Genomic DNA, 18,916 nt, shown 5'->3' with positions numbered 1-18,916 from the left:
TTTCCCGTCACAGCTGCATATTCATGAGCTGGCGATACCCTTCCACGAAGCGCTGACGCACTTGCATGGCGAGCTCGACGGACAAACGCGCTTCTTCCAGCGCAATCGTCACATGGTGGATTGGCGTGCTGTCATCGACGACAAATTGCGTGACCATCTTGTCAGCGTGCGCGACTTTGGAATCCATCTTGGCCAGACTGTCCGCGATCATGTTGGAAAAGTCCGCCTCGACTGGCTGCGGCACGGTAGAGAGCGCATTGGGCGCCGCCTCGCGCAGTTGCATGACCGGATCGAATGGCGTCGGCGCAGCAGCCGCTGCGCTGGTTTCGCTCACAGCGGTGATTGCGGAAATCTCGTTCATGACTGGCGTCCTACTTGCAGAGCGGCGGAGTACATTTGACGGGCGGCAGACATGGCCACGAGGTTCGCTTCGTATGATCGCTGCGTCTTGATCATCAGGGACATTTCCTCGGCCTGGCTGATCGCGGGAACCGTTACCAAGCCGGTCTCATCAGCATGCGGATGATTGGGGTCATAGACCTGCTTGGTGCCCGCATTGGCGGTGGCGATCTGATAAACCATCACGCCTTTGTCGGGCTGGTTCGCATTTCCCGAGCCATCCGGGTTCTGGACCATCTGCTGAAAGTCCTGCACCGGACCGCTGACCAATCGCTGCGCCACATAGGCCCCGCCATTGGCGGTGCGGGTAGTGTTCATATTGGCGATGTTGGTCGCAATGATTTGCAGGCGTTGCCACTCAACGTCGAGGCCGCTGCGGCTAATTTCCATGGCTTCCATGATTACTGCCCCCCACGAACGGCGGTGCGGGCAATCTGCATTTGACGACCCAACAGATCGCTCAGCGCAGCGTATTTCATCGCGGTAGAGGACGCGCTCTGCATCTCCAGGTCCAGGCGGATGTCATCGCCAGAGATTTGCGGGCCGGATTGTTCGATCTTGGCGACAAATTCGCGGATCGCTTCTGGACCGGCCTCGGCGGCTTTGCCCAGCTCCGCCTCAAAATCGACCGATTTCAGCGCATAGGCCTCTGAGCCGGAGTTGGCGATATTCTCGGCAATTGCGGTCTGCCGCAATGCAAGCGCATCCATCGCCTTGATTGTCAGTATCTGCGAAACTTCTGACATATGTACCCCCTCCGATACCGGGTTACTGAACGATGATTTCAGCGTGCAGGGCGCCCGCCGCTTTCACCGCTTGAAGAATGGAAATGATCCGCCGAGTGCCGACGCGTGATCGGGCGAGGCCTTCGACCAGTGAGCCAACGGTCGTGTTGGGGAAGGTCGCGACAGTGTCGTTCTGCCCCTCCTGCACATCGAGATCGACGTTAGTGACAACCAGGCTTGATACGTCATTGGCGAAGCCGGAAATAAAGCTTGGCTGGCTTGCATAGCTGTCGCTTTGCACGGTGACTTTGATGTCGCCCTGGCTCACTACCACGCTGGAAATGCGCACGTCGGACCCTGCGACGATAGTGCCGGTCCGCTCGTTAATGACGATGCGCGGATTGATGTCTGGATTGACCCGCAGGTTTTCGAGCCGCGAAACGAAAGCTGACAAAAGCGCGGGCGAACCGGGATAGCGGATTATCACTTCATCGGCGTTTTTGACGTAAGCGACACCGCGCCCCTGCGATGCGTTGATGGCGTTGGAAATCCGCTCCGCCGTGGTGAAACTCGCCTCGCTCAGCAAAAAGGACAGCTCGCCATTGTCTTTCAGGATTTGCGCATCGACCGGGAATTCAACTGTCGCGCCATCGGGCAGAACAGCGGTGGTTGGGAAGTTGCGCTGTTGACGTTCAAGCTCTGCCTCAAACGCATAGCCACCTACTGTCAGGGAGCCTTGCGCGAGCGCATAGGGCTGCTGATTTGGTCCAAGCAGCGGGGTCATCAACAACGTGCCGCCAGCAAGCGACCGCGCATCACCGACCGAAGAAACCACCGCATCAATCCGATCACCCGGATTGGCCGAAGGGGGAGGGTGGCGGTAACGATCACGACCGCGACATTACGGCTGTTAATCTGATCTTCGCTGACCGTTGTGCCTAGGCGCGACAGGACATTGCGAAGCGCCTGGCGCGTGACTTCGCTGCGCCGTGTGTCGCCTGTACCGGCGAGACCTGTGACCAGACCGTATCCGATCAGCGAGTTTTCGCGCCAACCGTCGAAGCGACCAAGCCCTTTAAGTGGCACCTCTTGAGCGAGCGCGGCGGTGCCGGGCACCAGCGTCGCGAGGGCAAGCAGAATTGCCGAGAGTATCCGCATCACCCGATCCCCAAGAAGCTGAAAATACGATTGATCAGACCCGGCTTCGCGCTGCGCGTGACATAGCCCTTGCCGTCATAATTGATCTGCGCATTGGCGAGGCGGCTGGAGGCGACCGTGTTATTTGGGGTGATGTCCACCGCGCGCACTTGCCCGCGAACCTCAATGTCGCGTTTCTCGCCATTCACGAGCATGTTCTGCCTGCCGACCACGACCAGATCACCGTTGGGCATCACCTCAACGACTTGTGCGGCCATGCTGGCGACAAAGCGGTCAGACCGCTCTGTTTCCCCGATGCCGCGATATGTGCTGTCGAGGCCAAGACTGATGGTTTCATCGACACCGGCTCCGGAGAAACCGCCGCCTAATGAAGTATCCTTGCCCGACCGCGTGCCGACGCGATTGGTTGCGCTGGCGCTTTCAAAAATAATGATGGTGACAATATCGCCGATCTGCCCGGCCTTGTTGTCGCTTGCGACACCGGCCCAGCGATCACCGTTGTAAAGCTGGTCTGCGGTGGCGGATCCGGAAAATGCCACCGCGAGAAGCGGCAGCGACAAAATGGCACGTTTCAGCTTCATTCGCCGGGCCCCTTATTGTCGGTATCTTGGCTGTGGAGCAGCGGCGCCGAGATAACTTCGCCGTCGTCGGTTCGCGCAAAAATTCGCCCGCCAGCTCGGCCCGATTGCAGCGCTTCGACCTGCCGCTCGATCAGCACCGGACCTGCACCGGTGCGAAAAGTCAGTCGTTCGCCTTTGCCGATACGGGTTTCGGCAGCTGGCTTGACCGATCCCAGATATTCGCCAGCGTCAATGGAGTATCTGGCGACGGGCGCTTTACGCTCCCGATCATAAGTGAGTGCGGTGCTTTTGTGATCGTCGCTGCAACGTGTTTCCTCAACGTGATCGCGCGCGATGATCTGACCACGCGCAATGTCTGAAGCGGCTGCAAAACATGCGCCACGATTGAGCGATCTTGCCGGAGCATTAAGTTGTATCACGCTGCGGTAACGCAGTGTGAATTTGCTCGCTGGGAGCCGTTTTGAAAGCAGCTCCATGGCCTTTTCCGGCGTTATCTCAACGCTGTTCGTATCGCGCGGTAGTGACCCAATAATCGCTTCTTTTCCGCGGCTTATGATCGCCAGATCGCTCGCCATGATCGTGCGATCAGAGAGCAATATCTGCGGCGGTGGAGCAGCCGATCCGGTGCTCGCGGCCAAGAGGGCGAGGGCAATAGTCATGTCTGCAGCGCTACCGTTTCAGATTATTCGTGATGGAGGAGATCTGGTCTGCTGCCTGCACCACCTGCGCGCTGGCTGCGTAAGCTCGCTGCAGCACAAGCATTTCGACCATGGCCGCTGTCATCTCAACATTAGACCCCTCAATCATGCCTTGCTGGATGATCCCGACGCCGTCCTCGCCCGGCATTGCATCGAGTGCCCTGGTGCCTTCGGAAAGGCGGAAAAGGCCTCCTCCAAGCGGTTCCAAGTCAGCTTCGCTTTCCGGTTGGACCAGCATGATCTGGCCAAGCTCGAGCGCTTCGCCATCATTGCCAGCGCCGCGGACTACACCATCCCGGTCAATCGTCAGTTCCGTAACGTCGTCGGGAACCGCAATCAGCGCACGCAGCGCCGTGCCGCCAGCCGCTGACAAGTAACCGTCGCGGTCAACATCCAGGCGACCTCCACGCCACAGCAGCGTCTCGCCATTCGGTCCCATCAGTTCGATGAAACCTTGACCATCAATCGCTATGTCCATCGCCGATCCGGTTGTGCGCAGCTCGCCAATCTCCGAGATCATCGATCGTGTCGCCATGCGGACGCCGCCGCTCAGCGCTGTGTTCTCACGAGCGAGCCGCTCGGTCTCTGTCGTGGGATCCAGGCTATTTGTAACGATCTCGGCAAACTGCACTTCGGCGCGCTTAAATGCCGGTGTGTTAATGTTAGCGATGTTGTTGGCGATCGTTTCCAGCGCGCGCTGCTGCGCCTTCAATGAAACTGCCCCGACTTCGAATGCCCCGTTCATGACCCGCTCCTGCTGAATGTGGAAATCGCCTGGCTTATCAATTGATCGTATGCGCGGACCAGTTGCGCGCCGCTCTCAACCTGCCGTTGATTGCGCATGAGCTCGACCATCTCGTCGGACAGGGTCACGTTGGATCGCTCGATCATTCCCTGTTTGAGTTCGCTCGTCCCCGAAATTTCAAGAATGGGAATTTGCGCTTCGGTCAGCGTCTGAGAAGGCGTGAGTTCGCCTGGCTCAAACAGGCCGACGGCACCGATGGGAACCTCGCCATCGAGAATCGTTCCGTCAGCCAGAATTTCGAGCGAGGCTGTATTGGAAAGGTCAATATCACCGCCATCTGCGCCCTGAACAATTCGCCCGAGCGGGTCGATTAAAGCGCCTGCCGATCCGATAGCGAAGTTACCCCCACGCGATAGCGCAAACTGCTCCCCATCGCGTACCAACAGGTATCCGCTGCCGTTGATCGCAAGATCGAGAGGGTTCCCCGTCTCTAATAAAGTCCCTTGGCTCGATTGTATAACCGACGCAGTGGTTGGGGCTTGTTCTACGAGGCCAGCTTTACTCAGAGCTTGTGTAGAAGCGGCTTCTGTTACTTCAGAATACGCGATTTCACGCTTATATCCCGGAGTATTCGCGTTAGTTACATTACGCGCAGCAATCTCTGTTCGCCGCTCGCCACTCAATAAAGTGGCGGCAGCGGTCTCTAGCAACCCCATACCCCGTCCCTCAATTCACATCGTAATTAAGATGTCATTAAAAGAACTGATCACAGGATTTTGGTCAACTGACCTATTCAAAAAAATTCACCGACCCGTTTCATTTGTGAGTATTTGGGGTGATGTCAGGTATCCCTGACATTCTGAGATTTTTGTCGTCCCCGTACAAATTGCCGAGAGAAAAAGTTGCGATTGATGCGCTGCACAACTCACCCGTCGTAATCGAGTTTGCCATGTGCATGACCCTGTGGATAAGGTGTATATGGTGCATTACGCAGGAATCGCACTGTAATCGCGCGACATAAAATTTGTAGCTGTGCGACATTCGTTAAAAACGACTCACTGAATAGGTGTCTCATGTCATGCCTGCGACTCAGTAAATCTCGCTGAGATAGGTATTCAATTCGAAATCTAAACTGACGTTCCGATCACTTAAATTTTTTTCCTAAACTTACTCCGAGATCAGCGGATTGAATAATGAGTGCGCATTTCAGTCGCGCCTTTGACAATCCGGCAGGGACCAAAATGACAGCGATTTTTACTGGCCTGGGATCAGGTTTTGCGAGGAGTTCAGCAACAACTCTGGGCTCAGCGGGAACGTTAGGCAGCGCGGCGACCGGACGAGGTAGCGAAGGTATTTCGGTCAATGCTGCGACCGGTAATCTGATCATCTCGCGTGGCAGTTCCGGGGACGGGCAGTTCCGGGCAGTTCCGGGGGCAGTTCCGGGGACGGTATACATAATTGACGCGCCTTTGTGAGCGGCTTATCCATAGGCAATGGCCCGCCTTGCTCGTATCGTCATTCCCAACGTTCACCATCATGTGACGCAGCGCGGCAACCGGCGCCTGCCGGTGTTTTTCTCCGACGATGATCGGATCGACTATCTCGCTTTGGTCGCTGACGCTGCAAAAGCGAGTAATACCCGTTGCCTCGCCTGGTGCCTGATGGACAACCACGTCCACCTGATCCTGGTCCCCACGCATGAAGATGGTCTGCGCGCGACGCTGGGCGAGGCGCATCGGCGTTACACACGGATGATCAACTTTCGTGAGGGCTGGCGGGGGCATTTGTTCCAGGGGCGCTTCGCCAGCTACCCGATGGATGACGCGCATATGATGGTCGCGGTGCGCTATGTCGAGAATAATCCCGTTGCGGCGAGAATGGTGGACCGCGCCGAGGACTGGCCATGGTCTAGCGCGAAAAGCCATGCGCAAGGGAGGCGGACACGGCTCGATCCGCTGACCGATATGGAGGCACTGCGCGGAGCCGTCCCAAGCTGGCGGGCGATGTTGCGCTATGGTTTGGAGGCGGGCGGTGTAGATGCAGCGGGTGAGGAGGTGGCTGAGGCTATTGAAGCGCGGCTGAGCACGGGCAGGCCTCTCGCGGCGGCGGAGTGGATTGCCGAGCAGGAGGATGCTATTGGCCGGCGCCTGCGTCCGATGAAGCGCGGGCCAAAACCGAAGGAGGCTTAACTGCAATCGCAATTAAGTATACCGTCCCCGGAATTCCCTGCAGGATTTGCAACTTGGTGGGTTAGATACAATTGACAATTTGTGGCAATTGGATTTGAGTGTGAATCGAAGTCTGGGATCCCAGATATATCATCAAACCAAAGATCTTCCTTACGGTACGAGGATCGGCACCATAAGTATCGGAGATTAGGATGTTTGACGAATTTTTGGCCAAGTTTCCTGCGGACGATGGAACTGCAGAGTTGGTGAGCAGTCCGTTTGGTGCGGCAATTGTGCCCAAGGTAGACGAGTTCCTATCTGTCTATGGAGGTATGTCTTTTGGCAATGCAGCTTACAGAACAATAGGCAGGACCGACGTTGATCACTGGAATAGTCGAATTCATCATGCTTTTCCTTCCTATAGCGATCGCGCAATTCCATTCGCTTTTGATTGGCTGGGCCGCATGTTTGCAACCGACAAGCATCGAAGTGAAAGTGGTTCTCCAGCCGTATTGATGTTTGAACCAGGGACGGGCGAAGCTTTGGAGATCCCCTGCAATCTGGCCACGTTCCATACCGAAGAGCTGATCTCGTTTAGTGAAGCAGCTTTGGCTATTGAGTTCTACTCGAGCTGGCTTTGTGCTGGTGGACCGGCCCCAGACTATGATAAGTGCATTGGTTACAAGATCCCGCTCTTTCTCGGTGGTCAAGACGAGATTCAAAACCTGGAGATATGGGATGTCGAGGTTTATTGGGAGTTGAGCGGACAGATGATTGAGAAAGCTAAATCGGCGTCCTCCGGCACGCGCTTTGCGATAAAACAGTAAGAGTTCGCTGGAGGTCTGGGGACGATATAAATTTTGACGCGTTTTCGCAAGTTCCGCAAGTTCCGGGGACGGTATACGTAATTGACGTGTTCTCGCAAACGACATAACCAAACCCAATGGCCCGTCTTGCCCGCTTCGTCCTACCCGGCACCCCTCATCACGTGACACAACGCGGCGGCGTTGCATTTTCCTACATTGCGGCGTGGTGGTAAGCGGCTGGTTCTTTTTCAGAGTTCCAGAGTTCCGGGGACGGTATACTTAATTGACGCGTCCTGCCGGGCATAGCTCGCCGAATGATTTAGTGCGGCATGGGAGCCTGCCCGTGTCCTTCTGTGATGAAAAGCGCTGGGATTGCGCACGGGCAGGCCGCTCGCGGTGGAGGAATGGCTTGCTGAGCAAGAGGACGCTATTGGGAGACGTCTGCGTCCGATGAAGCGAGGGCCGAAGGCAAGGGAGGATTAACTGCATTGCAATTAAGTATACCGTCCCCGGAACTTGCGGTGCCTACCCGGGAAATGTACGGGAACTCGCACCTTACGGCTATGATGTGGGTGCAAGTCAGATTGATTTCCAAGCGGGACATCAGGGCACCGTTGGTTCACATCTGCTCGACATTATCTTTGCCAGTAGGTATGCAAATCGCTCAAGGTAAGTAAAGCGATCTGAAAGGTTGTGAAGATGATTGAAGAGCTTGCAAAGATGAGCCTTTTACCTCTCTTCTTTGCAGCAGCGTGTGGTAACCAAGATCAGCGACTGAGCAGCCGAGCGGAGACCGACGACATGCAGATGAACTCAAATTTCAAAGTTGCGTGCCAAAAACGCGAGCCAATTCGTGTTTTCGGTGGAAGTTCGCAGCCGCCACTTATTGCAGATCACGATGCTCTAGATCACAGACTAGCATACGCTGTAGCATGTGAAGACAAAGACCTGATCAATAAACTTTTGGCTGAAGGAGCAGATCCCAATGCAGTTGTGAACGGGTTTTCAGTTTTGGCCATTGCGGTCTTGACTGGTGATACACGGCTAGTCATCACTATATTGAAAGCAGGCGCAAATCCCGAAGATGTCCATCAAGGAGAAAGTTTGGTGCCCATGCTCGCTTCTTGGTATTACTATCTCGAATCAGGGGATTGGGCCATGTTTGATTTGTTGGCGAAACGAGGTGCGACCCTTGATTTAGAGGAGGCATCTTCTAGTCCAGGCGTCGTCATTGGGCTTTTGAATGCGAAGAAGTTTGCAAAATTGAACTTGCTATTGGATCACGGGTACGATCTGCGTCCACTCTATTCTGTGATATCTAAGGATCGTCTCTTAGCAAATGATCCAACTAACGAGGATTTGTCGAAACTTATGGCGAGACTAGAGCCAACAGTCTGATTGGTCGGTAACTCAGGGGACATTGCTTAATTCCAGATTACGTGATTACGATTATGGTGATAGTGCACTTGATTGACGTTCGTCGCGCTGCGATATAGCCAAGCGCGATGAGCCGCCTCGCCCGCTTCGTCCAACCGGGCCTACGTCACCATGTGACACAACGCGGCGGCGTTGCATTTTCCTACATATCGGCTTGGTGGTAAGCGGCTGGTCCTTTTTCGCCGTCACAGGAGACCGCCATCAACCCCAACTTTCAAAGCCAGAAGTTTTGGCCTCAGGACCGTGTTCCATGTGTTCCATCCAGTAGGGATGCGACGAGGGGGAGCCCTACATCGTGCTGGGTTCCTGTTGTCCGCAGCACCTCCGTGCTGCGATATCCTCGCGGCTTACGGACAAGTCCACGCCGTTGCGGACGGGCAGTCGCGCCTGCGGCTCGCTTGTAGCTCGCCGGACTTGTTCAAGCCAGAGACATGAGGCTTGTTGGCGGAGCACGGTCACCGACTAGGTGACCGCAAGCCCAAAGGGCGTCCGCAGGCCCGTTAGGGCCGAGGATATCGCACAGCGGACGCCGTGCGCAAACAAACTACGCAGCGTCGCGGCGCAGGGGTGTTGTCTCGCTCATGGTCACCAGCTCGCCATCGCCTTTCAGTGCGATCTCTTCGGGTTGGCCGAAGTGGAAGCCCTGAAGATACGTGCAGCCAAGCTCGCGCATCAGCTCAGCATGCGCCTCGGTCTCAACGCCTTCCGCGACGGTTTCCATGCGGAAGTTCTTGGCCAGATCCAGCATCGCCTGAACGATGGCCACGCTGTCCCCGTCATCCGCGACGGCGCGCGCGACAAAGGACTGGTCGATCTTGAGCGTCGAGAACACCTCGCGCTGAAGATAGCTGAGTGAGGAATAGCCCGTGCCGAAATCGTCGAGCGACAGCGTGACGCCGAGGCTGCGCAGACCCGCGAGAATGGCTTTCGGGTCAATGTCTTCGCTGAGGAAAATGCTCTCGGTAATCTCAAGCTCGAGCCGCTGCGGATCAAGCCCGCTCCACGCCAGAGCGTTGACGACCGTGTCGACGAAATTGCCGGTTTTAAGCTGTGCGACGGATACGTTGATCGCGACCTTCTGCTCCGCTGGCCAATCGCGCGCAGTGCGGCATGCCTCGCGCAGCACCCAACTGCCAATCGGTTCGATCAGGCCAGCATGCTCGGCAACGGCCACGAAGGTCGATGGAGCGACAGTGCCGCGGGTAGGGTGGTGCCACCGCAACAGCGCCTCTCGGCCACGAACATCGCCAGTTGCGGCGTTGAAAATGGGCTGAAAGGCGAGTGAGAGTTCGCCGTCGCAAATTGCCTTGCGCAAATCCTGTTCCAGCAGGCCAGCTTCGCCAGCGAGTCGTGCCATCCAGTCTTCAAATTCAATGGCACAGCCGCGCCCCTGACTCTTCGCCTGGTACAGCGCGAGGTCGGCATTGCGGACAAGCTTGTCGACGCTATCCCCATTGGCCGGACCAATGGCAAAGCCCACAGAGCCACCGATCATAACGGAAGAGCCGAGGACTTCGAAAGCCTCGTCCAGGCCTTCGACGATTGCCTCTCCCAACTCGCAGAGCATTTCGGTTGATGCGCCGGATTGCACGATGACCGCAAACTCATCGCCGCCCAAACGTGCCGCGACACCGCGATCACCGGCTATCTTGGTCAGCCGTTCCCCTACCTGTTCCAGCAATTGGTCACCACCTGCGTGACCATGCGTGTCGTTCACTTGCTTGAAGCGATCAAGGTCGACCAGCAGCAAGCCATAGTCGGAGTCAGCTTGCGGACGCCCTTGGATAGCGATGTCCAGCAATTCGCGGGAATAGGCGCGATTGACCAGACCGGTCAGCGCGTCATGGCGCGATGCGTATGTGAGCCGCTCATTGGCTTCGTCAACGCGTCGCTTGGCCTGCTTGTTTGAAAACAGCGCGAAAAGAATGGCGAGAATGACGATAGCAGCGGCAATGGCGGCGGCGGTTATGAATTGCTTGAGCGAGCTCAGTTCCTGCTCGGACTGGGCGATCCGCAGTTCCTGGTTCGCGGCATCAAACTTGGCATTCATCAAAGCAAAGTTGGTGGAGGCTGCGGCTTCGCGTGCCTCGTCATCCAAACGCTTCTGTGCTGCGAGATGCTCCAAGGCGGTCTCATATTCACCTATATCGGAATAGAGCGAATGCGCAGTCGCATGAAAATCGCGGAACAACACGGTCGTGCTGCTGAGGTCCTGCCCAGCGAAGGTTTTCGCAAAAAGCTCGCGTGCGCGCTCCGTCTGACCGCGGGCTTGGGCGACCTGCGCACTCACACCCCACAGGAAGGGGCGCCAATCTTCGGCTTCACCCTGTGCGCGCTCGAACCCTGATCGTAAGGTTTCGTCGGCCCGGTCGAATTGCCCCTGCATGTATTGCGCAGACGCGACGTTAGTCAGGATGCGCGCTTCGAGCAGCGGGCTGCCAATTTCAGACGCAGACTTTAGCGCAGCCTGATAGGCATCCTCTGCAGCCGCGTAGTTCTTGAGCTCTTTATGGGAATTTCCGCGATTGTTGCTGGCAGTAAGTGTCAGCATCGGATCTTGCGAATAGGCCTCTTGTGCCAGACCGTAGTAGCGTAGGGCCTGCTCATGATCATTTGCGCTCGCATAAATTGAGCCGATATTCTGAAGAACGATCGCGCGCGAGCGGCCATCATCTAACTTGAGATAAATCGCGTGGGCTTCTTGCAAAGACTGCATAGCGCCTGCGACATCGCCTGACAGGCCTGCAATTCCGGCATTGGACTTGAGCAAGTCAGCATGGAGTTTGCTCTCAGGATCAATCTGTTCAATCGTTGCGAGTGTTTGCGCAAGGATGGGCTCTGCTTCTTGTGGCCGGTTCAATCGAACCAAAGCTTCGCCTTCGAGCCAGCTTGCAGTCGCAATCTTAAGCTCGCGCTCGTTACCTTCGAAATGAACTGCGAGTGTGCGCGCATTGCGGGCTTCGATCAAAGCGTCGGCGGGTTGGGAAACCATTGCCGCCTTGGCAGCATCAACAGCAGCGGCAAAGTTTCGCGGCGTTTCAGTAGCTGCCGGACTGAAGCCATCTTGGGCGTCGTCGCTGTGCGCGGGGTGGCTGGCGAGCGCCGGGCTTGCGAGCCCGAGCGCTATAACCAATCCTATGCCTCTCAGTGGAACGGACATTCCTACCCCCAAAAAATCCAATGACTTGCCCTAGCGACAAATTCTGAGGGATTGGTAAACGGCCCTTTTAGAACTTGAGTTGGAAGCGCGCTCCTGCGGTGACGCCCGTGCGATCATCGGTTTCGTCACCCATGGTGGCGCGGCCAAAGAAGCTGAATTCACCATTCGTGCCCGACAGAGGAGTCGCATAGATCATCTCGCCGCTGACAAGGCGCTTTGACGTGCCAATGTCGAACTGGCGGTCAACGCGGTCGAATTCACCGGAGGTGCGGTCAGTGACTTCGACAGATGCGAAGTTTAGCTCACCGCGCTCAATGTGCATCGGTTGCGACACCGACAGGCGCAGGCGGTCATTCTTGCCGAGCACGCCGTTTTTGGTGGCTGACAGAGCGAATGCCGAAGTCAACACGCCGCCATTGGCCGTGGTCAGTTGCTGCGTATTGTCTACGGTCTCACTGCGACCACCCGTTGCTGAGGCGGACAATGTTATTTTGCCTGGCAATTCAGCAGTACCTGAAAGCGTCAGAGTCTCACTTTGAGAACCATCACGCAGCAGGTTGTTTTCCGCCTGCACGGCCAGCAACGCATTGTCCTCACGCAGATTGGTGTAATTTACAGACAGGCTGACATTCTTGCTCGCCTTGTGTGTCACACGGACGTTCATTGCGTTCGCTGTGTAGTCTTCACGCCCCAGCAGAGCTGCTTGCTGCACATCGCGCAGTGACAGACTGTCGAGGGCAGATTCTTCGCGGCTGGTGAAGCCAAAGGTCACTTTCGTGTCCTTCGCGACAGCCATGTCAGCAGCAAAGAAGCTACCGCCTGATGCAAGACCCAGCAGCGGGTTGACGCCGCCATCGCTGGCATAGTCACTGCTCAGGCCGAAGCCAGCCTCGGTACCCAGAGCCATCGCACCATAACCATGACCAGCGGTGAAGCCGACCTTGTCGCCTGGTGCCATTGCACGGATGGCCGAGTGTGGAATGGGGCTGGAACTGCGGTCTGACAGGTAAGCGACCGGGCTGGCCGCCGCGACTGACATCTGCCAACCGCCGCGGTCTGGCGTGGTGAACTGAGCAACGTCAGTAAAGCCGTTGCCGCTCACGAAGTCGGTCAGACCCTGTGTCAGGAAATTCTGATACTGCTGAGGGGCACCGTAATAGGTAACCATCGAGCCGCTAAGCTGAGTAGACAGCGGCACGGCAAAGTCGCGTGCGGTGCCTGCGACATATTCGTACAGAACGAAGTGAACGCCGTCGGCTTCCCATGTTGATTGTACGCCGGCGGCCTGAAGCGCAGCGCGGCTGTGCTCGATATAGCGACCGTTCTGCTCTTCGAAGAAGCGCAGGTTGTTGTAGTCCAGCGGCGATTGCGATGCAGTCACATCGAGCAGGCCATGGCCATAAACGCTATCGACGCCTTCTTCGCCCAGATCGCGAGCAGAGTTCAGGATGATGTGCGCGCTCGCCTTTGGGTTCTGCGCCAGCCAAGGCCAACGATCATGAAGCAGCGCAACTGCGCCTGATACCAGCGGTGCCGCAAAAGATGTTCCGGTGCGGCGCACAGTGCCGCCCTGGCCATCTGACACGAGCAACAGCTCGCCAGGTGCCACAAGGAAGCGATCCTTCAGCATGCCGCCTGAACCGTCGCAAACACCCTTGTTCAGCAAGCATGCGTCACCGGGACGGTTGGAAAAGGTTGAGATGTTGCCTGATGGGTCAACTGAGCCGACGACCAGGAAACTGGTGTCGAGCGAGTTACCCCACTCAACGTCGCTGGTCTGGGTCAAACCGTCATTACCGACCGCCAGAACATACAGCGTGTCGTGATTGTGCGGCTTCACAGAAACATGGCCGAACACCTCGTTCCAGGCCGACGAAAGTGTCTTGCCCGGTACGCCAAGCGACGCGTTGACGACGGTGGCATTGCGCAGTTTCAGCTGCTGGATGCCGTTGCGAATGTCGTTCCAACCTGCGCTGTTGTTTTGGTTGAACGGGTTGTGCAGTGCCACCTTGGCGTTTGGTGCGATACCCATAACGCCTGCGCCATCATGCGCAGCAACGATCAGGCTGGCAACGCCAATGCCGTGACCTTCAACACCATGCTTGAAGCCTGTGGCTGAGATGATGTTATCTTCCAGATCGATGTCACCGGTAACGGCGCCATCGAGGATGCCGACCACGGTGTGCTCGCCAGAACCCTGTTGCTGAGTCACGGCAGGTGTCCAGTTGGCAGTCTGCATCCAGTGATCGACCCGGTCGAGGCCAGAGAAATCCATCAGACCATCATACCAATCCAAGAAGAATTGCGCGCGCTTGGGCGCGTCCAGCTTGGCCAGGCTCGAGGGGTCGTTCGGATCAATGCCATATTTGGCATAGAGCGGATTCAGGAAGCCTGCTTCAAATGACTGACCCGTTGCCTCAGTGACGGCGGCGGCCCAAGTCACTTTTGATTGGGACGCGAGCGCCTTTAGTCTGTTAGAGGCGCTATTGTACCAACCTTTGCTCCATGCGTAATTGGTGGACTCCCACTGTGCGCCGGCGCTTTCCCAAAACGGCTGGATATTGCCCCATTGTGGTGCGGCGCTGTTATTCGACTCAGTGAAAGGATCGATATTGCCCCAGAACGGGCTGATATTACCGTAAAAGGGGCTGATATTGCCCCAGAACGGCGTGATGTTCCCATAGAAAGGACTGATGTTCCCCCAGAACGGGCTGATATTCCCGTAGAAAGGATTGATGTTGCCATATAGCGGCGCGATCTCTTCAGCAGCAGCGTCGGCTTCTGCGCTCTGCTCCGAGTTCTGGCCGTTATCCCCGCCACCGTTGTCCTGCGCTGCCACAATGCTCGAAGTCGCCAGCATGGCTCCTACGATCAAGGCAGAGGCGCTTAGTCGCGCGGTGTGTCCAATGTTTTGCTTACGCATGATTCAATCCAATAAGGTGGTCAATCCCACGGTCTCTATGGACGGTAAGGTGTTGCGAGTTCCCTCTCGGACTAAGCAAAGAATGGGTTTCCAATATCACTTAACGTGAGTTTAAATTCTCACTTTTTCGACATTAAAAAGCATACAGATCATAAAGATAAAACGATAATCTATAAGTTATCTGAATTTGTAATTTGACCTCGAAATCATCTGAGGTGTAAGAAATATTTGCAAATCTCCGTTCAATTCGCGGTGATGAGAATCGCGGCGTTCTGCCTGAGTGACGTCACTCTCTCGGAGCTTGCATTCCTCTATGACAACGTTATCAAAGCTCGGGGATGAGGCTGACGGTGATCAGTATGGGGAGTTCGGATGGTTGATAGAGTGACCCGGGGCCGCAGTTCGATATGCACTGTATTGTTGCTGCTGGCATCCTTGGGGGCTGTCACTCTCCTCAGTCCACACGAGCGGGGGCTGAGGTTTTATCTCCAGCGACGCAGCGCGCCATGCAGGTGGATCAGTGGCAGGCGCTCGAACTCGACTTCACAGGCCCGCAAACGAGCGAAACTGACGCGGCCAACCCATTCACAGACTTCAGACTTTTCGTGAATTTTCATGGCCCTGACGGCGAGATAATTCGCGTTCGGGGCTTTTACGCCGCCGATGGCAATGCGGCAGAGACGGGCGCAGAGAGTGGCTCTATTTGGCGCGTCCGCTTCACACCGAACCTCGCAGGTGATTGGTCATACCAAGCGGAATTGCGTCGCGGTGTGGGCGTAGCGCTTAGCGATGATGCTCTCGTGGGCGTAGGGGTTCCCATATCGAGTGATGAGGGAGCATTTCGAGTTGATACTCCTGCCGATTTGGCAGGCGGTGCGTATAGGCATGGGATTGTCCGCCGTTCGAGCCATCAGCTGGTGCATTCCGACGGTACACCTTGGCTCAAGGGCGGGGCAAACAGCCCGGAGAACCTTCTTGGCTACGTCGATTTCGATGGGACTTACCGCGTGGCCGCCGCCAATCGTGAAGGAGAGGCGGCAGTCGACGGGGAATTGCATACTTTCGCCCCGCATGTCCGCGATTGGCGGCCTGGCGACCCGACCTGGCAGGGCGGCAAAGGTAAGGGGTTGATTGGGGCCGTCAATTATCTTGCGGCTGAGGGCATGAATGCCGCCTATTTTCTGACGTTCAACGTTGATGGAGATGGCCGGGATGTCTGGCCATGGCGCGATCCAGAGGACCCAACCCGGTTTGACGTCAGTAAGCTGGCGCAATGGGACATCGTCTTCTCACAAATGCAGAAACATGGAATCGCCCTCCACATTGTCTTGCAAGAAACTGAAAATGAATTGCTTTTGGACAGTGGAGACACCGAGCGTGTGCGCCAACTCTATTTCCACGAACTGATCGCGCGTTTTGGCCATCACCCGCTGCTGTTCTGGAATCTCGGCGAGGAGAATGGCCCCGTTCACTGGCGTCCGGAAGGACAGAATGACGCGCAGCGCAAGGCGATGATCGATTTCTTTGCGCGGCACGATCCCTATCGCCATCCCGTTCTGCTTCACACCCATTCGGAGGCGGCTGACAAGGATGCGATCCTTACGCCGCTGCTTGGGTATCCGGGCCTTGACGGTCTCTCTTTTCAGGTCGCCGATCGCACCACTGTGAATGCTGAGATTCGCAAATGGCATGGCCTGTCGCGCGATGCGGGGCGGCGTTGGGTTATCGGAATGGATGAGATTGGCATGTGGCAAGTGGGCGCGCGTGCAGACGAGGATGATGCGACACACGACAGCCTGCGTCGTCACGCCTTGTGGGGGGCATTGCTTGCCGGGGGCTCTGGCGTTGAATGGTATTTCGGCGCGCATCAGAAGGGCAACGATCTCACCACCGAGGACTGGCGAAGTCGCGCTGAGCTGTGGCGGCAGACGCGCATTGCGCTGAGTCTTTTTCGCGACGAGCTACCGTTTGTGGAAATGGAACCGTGCCAGAGCAAGGCATATTGCCTCGGCAAACAGGGGCTGATTTACGCGGCCTATGTTAGTGGTGAGACGCCCAAGCTTGCGCCTGGCGATATTGCGCCGGGAGTATACGACGCTCGTTGGTTCGATCCACTCAGCGGCAAATTTCAGGAGGGAACGGGGCAGCTCTCCGTGTCCGCTGATCGACTACCGCCTCAGCTTACAGCGCAGCCGGAATCTAAGGATTGGGTTGTCTTGCTTGAGCGGGCTGAGGTGGAGAAGTGATGGCAGACCTTATCGAATGGATGGGCGCATCGCGCCCTTTATTGGCAACGCTCGCCGGTGTTGCTGGCTTGCTGTTCTTCATCATCAAGCGACAGGTGAACGCCTTTGCCGCGCTGCTCGGTGCAGCATTGGCAACGGGCCTCGCAGCGGGCCTTGCGCCCGAGGCGGTGCTCGAATCGATTGCAAACGGCTTTGGCGGCACACTCGGCTTTATTGCGGTGATCGTTGGGTTGGGCGCCATTCTGGGTGCCTATCTCGAAGCATCAGGCGGTGCACGGGCCCTGGCAAGCGCGATTATCGGACGGCGTGATGCAGGGCCGGCAACATGGGCGATGGGTGTGGTTGGCTTGATCATCGCAATCCCGGTGTTTTTCGATGTCGGGTTGGTGTTGTTGTTTCCGCTGGTTCTCTCGCTAGCTCAGAAGGCTAAGAAGCATCCGCTTTACTTTGGCTTGCCCCTTTTGGCGGGTTTGGCGGTGGCACATGCATTTATCCCGCCAACACCCGGCCCAGTCGCGGTGGCCGACATTTTGAGCGCCGATATTGGCCTTGTGATCCTATGCGGATTAATGGCTGGGATCCCGGCGATGATTGTGGCCGGGCCGCTATATGTCCGCGTTGCAGAAGCGCGGGGATTCATTCCGGACGGTTCGGCGTTCTTCGCCGAAAGAGAGGCGCCAGCGCAGGTCATGCTTGACGAAGGGCTGGCTGCGAAGGCCGCGTTGGCCATTATCATACCGATCGTCCTGATTGTCATGGCCGCACTTGCGAAGATGCTGGCGTGGGAGGGGGCTGCGTCTCAAATTCTCAGCTTAGTCGGGCACCCCTTCGTGGCTCTCATAATCGCCTGTATCTGCGCGTCTTTCATTCTCGGCGCGCGCGACGATGCCGGGAAAGCGCGCGTGAAAGACACATTAGGACGAGCGTTTGAGCCGACCGCTGTGATCCTGCTGGTTACCGGCGCAGGCGGGGCATTCAAGCAAGTGCTGGTGGATACCGGGGCGGGGGCGATGATGGCTGAAAACATGCTCAGCATGGGCATTGCGCCGCTATTTGCCGGTTTCCTGCTCGCCCTGATGGTGCGCGTTGCTCAAGGCTCAGCCACGGTGGCGATGCTGACCGCTGCTGGCTTGATCGCGCCCGTCGCCGCTGCTGCGGGATTGGGGGCGATAGATCTCGCTCTGCTGACAATTGCAATCGCTTCTGGTGCGAGCATGGCGAGCCACGTCAACGATTCTGGGTTCTGGCTTGTGTCACGCTATTTCGAATTGTCAGCGGGCGAGACGTTGCGTAGCTGGACGATTGCATCGACGTTAGTGGGTCTGACCGGGTTTGTGGTCGTTGTTTTGGTGAGCCTATTCGTTTGAGGCGAAGCCTAGCGCCGACAGGACGTCCGCACGCACCGCACTCAAAGATCGGTCGGCATCAATGCGGATCGCATCTTCTGGTTCGCTCAGGGCAGCTAGCTGGCTGTCGATGAGGGAGCTGGGCATGAAGTGATCTGTTCGATTGTCAATTCGGGCTCGAAGTACCGATGCCGGCACATCAAGCAGAATGAACTTTACGGCGCGACCACTTTCTTCGCGCAGGCGCCCCTGAACATACGGTGTCAGCGCCGAGCAGGCGAGCCACACCAGCGTGTTGCCCGATCTCTGGATCGCACCAGTAAGCCGACCGATCCATCCCACGCGATCAGCATCAGTAAGCGGCGTACCGCCCGCCATTTTGGTGCGCGCTTCCAGCGAGTGATAGTCGTCGCCCTCGATCATCGCGCCGCCGGTCTTCCGGGCCAGCGACATCGCCAGTGTGGATTTTCCGCAACCGCTCGCCCCCATGAGCACAACCGCGAGTGGCTGCCGCTCCTCCATCA

16 protein-coding genes and 1 pseudogene are annotated in these 18,916 nt (G+C 56.9%); 6 read left to right on the top strand and 11 right to left on the bottom strand.

Going from position 1 to position 18,916, the window contains the following annotated elements:
- Positions 1-7 precede the first annotated feature (7 nt).
- The 8 genes and pseudogenes from fliE to ACZ1GM_RS10660 form a co-directional block, all read right to left on the bottom strand.
- A complete protein-coding gene (gene fliE, locus ACZ1GM_RS10695; RefSeq protein ID WP_472676445.1) occupies positions 8-361 on the bottom strand; it encodes a flagellar hook-basal body complex protein FliE in 354 nt (117 codons plus the stop codon).
- Positions 358-798: a flagellar basal body rod protein FlgC gene (flgC, locus tag ACZ1GM_RS10690; protein ID WP_472676444.1), complete on the bottom strand. Its 441-nt coding sequence runs from the start codon at positions 796-798 to the stop codon at positions 358-360. Before flgC ends, fliE begins: the two co-directional genes overlap by 4 nt.
- 2 nt (positions 799-800) lie before the next feature.
- Entirely contained in the window at positions 801-1,145 is a 345-nt protein-coding gene (locus ACZ1GM_RS10685) for a flagellar basal body rod protein FlgB (RefSeq protein WP_472676443.1), read from the bottom strand.
- A gap of 22 nt (positions 1,146-1,167) precedes the next feature.
- Positions 1,168-2,282 (bottom strand): annotated as a pseudogene (gene flgI / locus ACZ1GM_RS10680) (flagellar basal body P-ring protein FlgI).
- The gene (locus ACZ1GM_RS10675; RefSeq protein WP_472676442.1) at positions 2,282-2,863 is read right to left on the bottom strand and encodes a flagellar basal body L-ring protein FlgH; all 582 of its coding nucleotides are present in this window, start codon (positions 2,861-2,863) and stop codon (positions 2,282-2,284) included. Before ACZ1GM_RS10675 ends, flgI begins: the two are co-directional and overlap by 1 nt.
- Entirely contained in the window at positions 2,860-3,522 is a 663-nt protein-coding gene (locus ACZ1GM_RS10670; RefSeq protein WP_472676441.1) for a hypothetical protein, read from the bottom strand. Before ACZ1GM_RS10670 ends, ACZ1GM_RS10675 begins: the two co-directional genes overlap by 4 nt.
- 10 nt (positions 3,523-3,532) lie before the next feature.
- Positions 3,533-4,306: a flagellar hook basal-body protein gene (locus tag ACZ1GM_RS10665; RefSeq protein ID WP_472676440.1), complete on the bottom strand. Its 774-nt coding sequence runs from the start codon at positions 4,304-4,306 to the stop codon at positions 3,533-3,535.
- The gene (locus ACZ1GM_RS10660; RefSeq protein WP_472676439.1) at positions 4,303-5,022 is read right to left on the bottom strand and encodes a flagellar hook-basal body complex protein; all 720 of its coding nucleotides are present in this window, start codon (positions 5,020-5,022) and stop codon (positions 4,303-4,305) included. The genes ACZ1GM_RS10665 and ACZ1GM_RS10660 overlap by 4 nt, the downstream gene beginning before the upstream one ends.
- A gap of 477 nt (positions 5,023-5,499) precedes the next feature.
- Between ACZ1GM_RS10660 and ACZ1GM_RS10655 the strand changes: the two genes are divergently transcribed.
- From ACZ1GM_RS10655 to ACZ1GM_RS10640, 4 genes are all read left to right on the top strand, one after another.
- Positions 5,500-5,781, top strand: coding sequence for a hypothetical protein (locus ACZ1GM_RS10655; protein ID WP_472676438.1), 282 nt, complete (start codon positions 5,500-5,502; stop codon positions 5,779-5,781).
- Between the two features lie 18 nt (positions 5,782-5,799).
- Positions 5,800-6,495, top strand: coding sequence for a transposase (locus ACZ1GM_RS10650; RefSeq protein ID WP_472676437.1), 696 nt, complete (start codon positions 5,800-5,802; stop codon positions 6,493-6,495).
- 191 nt (positions 6,496-6,686) lie between these two features.
- Positions 6,687-7,301: a T6SS immunity protein Tdi1 domain-containing protein gene (locus tag ACZ1GM_RS10645; RefSeq protein ID WP_472676436.1), complete on the top strand. Its 615-nt coding sequence runs from the start codon at positions 6,687-6,689 to the stop codon at positions 7,299-7,301.
- Between the two features lie 678 nt (positions 7,302-7,979).
- Entirely contained in the window at positions 7,980-8,678 is a 699-nt protein-coding gene (locus ACZ1GM_RS10640) for a hypothetical protein (RefSeq protein ID WP_472676435.1), read from the top strand.
- A gap of 583 nt (positions 8,679-9,261) precedes the next feature.
- On the opposite strand, the gene ACZ1GM_RS10635 is transcribed toward ACZ1GM_RS10640, so the two are convergent.
- Complete coding sequence (locus tag ACZ1GM_RS10635) at positions 9,262-11,877, bottom strand: EAL domain-containing protein (RefSeq protein WP_472676434.1); 2,616 nt, start codon at positions 11,875-11,877, stop codon at positions 9,262-9,264.
- A gap of 67 nt (positions 11,878-11,944) precedes the next feature.
- Positions 11,945-14,800 (bottom strand): S8 family peptidase, encoded by a 2,856-nt coding sequence (locus ACZ1GM_RS10630; protein ID WP_472676433.1) that lies wholly within the window; start codon positions 14,798-14,800, stop codon positions 11,945-11,947.
- Between the two features lie 506 nt (positions 14,801-15,306).
- Here ACZ1GM_RS10630 and ACZ1GM_RS10625 point away from each other — a divergent pair.
- Together ACZ1GM_RS10625 and ACZ1GM_RS10620 are read left to right on the top strand one after the other, a co-directional pair.
- Positions 15,307-17,046, top strand: a complete 1,740-nt coding sequence (locus tag ACZ1GM_RS10625; protein ID WP_472676432.1) for a DUF5060 domain-containing protein — start codon at positions 15,307-15,309, stop codon at positions 17,044-17,046.
- The gene (locus tag ACZ1GM_RS10620; RefSeq protein WP_472676431.1) at positions 17,046-18,413 is read left to right on the top strand and encodes a GntP family permease; all 1,368 of its coding nucleotides are present in this window, start codon (positions 17,046-17,048) and stop codon (positions 18,411-18,413) included. Before ACZ1GM_RS10625 ends, ACZ1GM_RS10620 begins: the two co-directional genes overlap by 1 nt.
- Here the strand turns inward: ACZ1GM_RS10620 and ACZ1GM_RS10615 are convergent.
- Entirely contained in the window at positions 18,402-18,914 is a 513-nt protein-coding gene (locus tag ACZ1GM_RS10615) for a gluconokinase (RefSeq protein ID WP_472676430.1), read from the bottom strand. The two genes, ACZ1GM_RS10620 and ACZ1GM_RS10615, sit on opposite strands and share 12 nt — an antisense overlap.
- Positions 18,915-18,916 lie beyond the last annotated feature (2 nt).

Source organism: Qipengyuania sp. JB2-7 (assembly GCF_055693485.1).
The sequence above is the reverse complement of the archived record's forward strand: the minus strand, read 5'-3'. Positions and strand labels throughout refer to the sequence as shown.

Coding starts and splice junctions, on each gene's coding strand:
- ACZ1GM_RS10620 (WP_472676431.1), top strand. CDS start 17,046: ATGGCAGACCTTATCGAATGGATGGGCGCATCGCGCCCTTTATTGGCA.
- ACZ1GM_RS10655 (WP_472676438.1), top strand. CDS start 5,500: ATGAGTGCGCATTTCAGTCGCGCCTTTGACAATCCGGCAGGGACCAAA.
- ACZ1GM_RS10685 (WP_472676443.1), bottom strand. CDS start 1,145: ATGTCAGAAGTTTCGCAGATACTGACAATCAAGGCGATGGATGCGCTT.
- ACZ1GM_RS10665 (WP_472676440.1), bottom strand. CDS start 4,306: ATGAACGGGGCATTCGAAGTCGGGGCAGTTTCATTGAAGGCGCAGCAG.
- ACZ1GM_RS10625 (WP_472676432.1), top strand. CDS start 15,307: ATGCAGGTGGATCAGTGGCAGGCGCTCGAACTCGACTTCACAGGCCCG.
- flgC (WP_472676444.1), bottom strand. CDS start 798: ATGGAAGCCATGGAAATTAGCCGCAGCGGCCTCGACGTTGAGTGGCAA.
- ACZ1GM_RS10635 (WP_472676434.1), bottom strand. CDS start 11,877: ATGTCCGTTCCACTGAGAGGCATAGGATTGGTTATAGCGCTCGGGCTC.
- ACZ1GM_RS10670 (WP_472676441.1), bottom strand. CDS start 3,522: ATGACTATTGCCCTCGCCCTCTTGGCCGCGAGCACCGGATCGGCTGCT.
- fliE (WP_472676445.1), bottom strand. CDS start 361: ATGAACGAGATTTCCGCAATCACCGCTGTGAGCGAAACCAGCGCAGCG.
- ACZ1GM_RS10640 (WP_472676435.1), top strand. CDS start 7,980: ATGATTGAAGAGCTTGCAAAGATGAGCCTTTTACCTCTCTTCTTTGCA.
- ACZ1GM_RS10660 (WP_472676439.1), bottom strand. CDS start 5,022: ATGGGGTTGCTAGAGACCGCTGCCGCCACTTTATTGAGTGGCGAGCGG.
- ACZ1GM_RS10645 (WP_472676436.1), top strand. CDS start 6,687: ATGTTTGACGAATTTTTGGCCAAGTTTCCTGCGGACGATGGAACTGCA.
- ACZ1GM_RS10615 (WP_472676430.1), bottom strand. CDS start 18,914: ATGGAGGAGCGGCAGCCACTCGCGGTTGTGCTCATGGGGGCGAGCGGT.
- ACZ1GM_RS10630 (WP_472676433.1), bottom strand. CDS start 14,800: ATGCGTAAGCAAAACATTGGACACACCGCGCGACTAAGCGCCTCTGCC.
- ACZ1GM_RS10650 (WP_472676437.1), top strand. CDS start 5,800: ATGGCCCGCCTTGCTCGTATCGTCATTCCCAACGTTCACCATCATGTG.
- ACZ1GM_RS10675 (WP_472676442.1), bottom strand. CDS start 2,863: ATGAAGCTGAAACGTGCCATTTTGTCGCTGCCGCTTCTCGCGGTGGCA.